The 2,458-nt window shown below is 69.0% G+C and carries 2 protein-coding genes and 1 pseudogene; all 3 read left to right on the forward strand.

Annotated features, from left to right (window positions below; translation table 11 throughout):
* The coding region (locus tag E1200_RS32605; RefSeq protein WP_165950561.1) for an MMPL family transporter at positions 1 to 1,012 on the forward strand (1,012 nt) is incomplete at its 5' end.
* 101 nt (positions 1,013 to 1,113) lie between these two features.
* Positions 1,114 to 1,950, forward strand: a complete 837-nt coding sequence (locus tag E1200_RS32610) for a DUF6416 domain-containing protein (protein ID WP_131956434.1) — start codon at positions 1,114 to 1,116, stop codon at positions 1,948 to 1,950.
* Positions 1,951 to 1,963: 13 nt separating this feature from the next.
* A pseudogene (locus E1200_RS32615) lies at positions 1,964 to 2,458 on the forward strand (hypothetical protein); the annotation flags it as partial.

The raw sequence follows: 2,458 nt of genomic DNA on the forward strand, positions 1-2,458 counted from the left end.
CCCCGGCGACGCACCACCCGCCCGCGGCGCCTGGGACCGCATCGGCCACCGCATCGCCGCACGCCCCCGCCTCGTCTGGATCGGCGGCCTGGCCGTCCTCGGCGTGCTCTCCACCGCGGCCCTGGGCATCAACACGGGACTCGACCGCGCCGACTTCCTAACCACCACGCCCAGCTCGATCACCGGCGAGCGTCTCCTGGCCGAGCACTACCCCGGCGGGCAGGGACACCCCGTCCAGGTCATCACCGACCGCCCCGATACGGCCGCGGTCACCGCCGCCCTGGAGAACTCCCCCGGAGTGGCCGGCGTGGGCGCTCCCACACCTTCCGCAGACGGACGCCTGGCGAAGCTCGACCTCGTCCTCACCGACGCGCCCGACAGCGAAGCGGCCGAGAAGACCGTCCGGGCGCTCCGGGAGAACGTCCCGGACGCAATCTTCGGCGCGAGTACGGCCGGCGAGATCGACCTCGCCGACGCGCAGGCCCATGACCGCCGGGTGGTGATCCCGCTCGTCCTGACCGTCGTCCTCCTCGTCCTGACGGTGCTCCTCCGCGCGCTCGTCGCCCCGCTCCTGGTGATCGCGACGGTCGTCGCGTCCTACTTCGCGGCACTGGGCGCCTCCTGGCTCCTGTTCCGGTACGCGTTCGGCTTCCCGGCCCTCGACACGCAGGTCGCCCTCATGGGCTTCCTGTTCATGGTGGCGCTCGGCGTCGACTACAACCTGTTCCTCGTCTCCCGCATCCGAGAAGAGGTGGGACGCACCGACCATCGCACGGGCGTCCTGAAGGGCCTGGCCGTGACCGGCGGCGTCATCTCCAGCGCCGGCCTGGTCCTGGCGGCCACCTTCGGCACCCTGGGCATCATGCCGGTCACGATGATGGTGCAGATCGGAGTGCTCGTGTCCCTGGGCGTGCTCCTGGACACCTTCTTCGTCCGCTCCGTCATCGTCCCCGCCCTGGCCCTGGACACCGGCCCCCGCTTCTGGTGGCCCGCCAAACCCACAAGCGGGTAGCACACCGCCGAGGGCCACATCCCGCCAGATAAGCGGCCCGGCCCATGTGCAAGCCGGGCGTCCGCCAAGCTGAACCGGACGCCCGGCTAAACGGAGGCCCCATGTTCCTCGCCGACGACGACCCCCTCTGGGAGCAGAGCAGCGGCGGCTCCGGCCACGATGGACGCGAGTGGACGACAGCCGACGAGGACGCGGCGCTCGTCTACTGGGAAGCGCTGGACGACAAGGCCCGCAGCTTCCTCCGCTACCTCTTCGACCGGCGGGGACAGCGAATCCATCACCACGAACTACTGGACGGACTCGATCTCGACCCCGAGGGGACCAAGAGCGCGAAGCACGTCGTGGCAGGCAGCCTGCGAAGAACAAGCGAGCCGAACAAGAGGACGGGCCGCCGCTACCCCTTCCGCTGGTGGAAGGAGAAGAGCGGCACCTACTACGGAGTCCGGACGAGCACCGCCGACATCTTCGAGCGGGTGACGCTCGCCGCCCAGGTGCAACGCAACCGCGGGAAGTGCCTCGCTCTCCGGTTGTCCACCGACCAAGTACAGCCGTTCATCGACCGCCTGAGGTGGACGACCGACGACGCGGACGTGCGAATGGCACTGGGCTCCGCGTGCACGACCGCGATAAGAGCCGTCCAGCAGCTCACCGCAGCCCTGCAACTCCCCTACAACGCCGCATCCGGCTGGCACGAGTTTCTAGACGCCCTGGACGAGAGGCCAGCGGCTCTCCGCGAATACCTCGTCGTTACCGACGCCTGCCAGTTGCTCAAACACGAGGACGCCGACCTGTGGCACGAGGCCGTCCGAGCCCTGCACAGCGGCCCGCACCACCTGGGCGGCGGCTGGACCACCCTGATCCTGCTCGACACCCCCGACGCCTGGCACACATGGCCCCTCACCACAGATGTTGACACTACGCTGCCATTTGATTACTGATAGTTTGCGTGCCATGCCAACGACCGAACACGAGATGCCGTTGGAGATGGTCCGCAACCGGCCGCAGCTCGTCCCGACGATCCTGAAGCACGTCTTCGGCCTGGACATGCCGGACGACGGCCTCGTCACGCTGACCTCGGACTCCTTCGCCGGGATGAACCCGGCCGAGCTGCGATGCGACGCCACCATCCTCCTGGACGAGCCCAAGGCCCCCACCCACAGCGTCATCGTCGAATCACAGCTGAAGTACAAGCCGGACAAGATCTTCAGCTGGCCCGCCTACCTGGCCCTGCTGCGACTGCGCCACAGGTGCGGAGCGACACTACTGGTCTTCTGCCCCAACCAGTCCGTCGCGCAAGCCTGCGGCGCCCCAATCGACATGGGCCACCCCAATTGGGTGCTCGAACCCCTGACCGTCCACCCCGGGATGCTCCCGCCGATAACCGACCCGGAGCAGGCCCGCCGGCTCCCCGAACTGGCCGTCCTCAGCGCCCCCGCCCACGCCGAC

Origin of the sequence: Actinomadura sp. GC306 (assembly GCF_004348665.1) — a bacterium.
In the GTDB taxonomy this organism is placed as follows: Bacteria; Actinomycetota; Actinomycetes; order Streptosporangiales; family Streptosporangiaceae; genus Spirillospora.

Excerpts from the sequence above, each read along its gene's own strand:
- E1200_RS32610 (WP_131956434.1), top strand. The coding sequence starts at position 1,114 with ATGTTCCTCGCCGACGACGACCCCCTCTGGGAGCAGAGCAGCGGCGGC.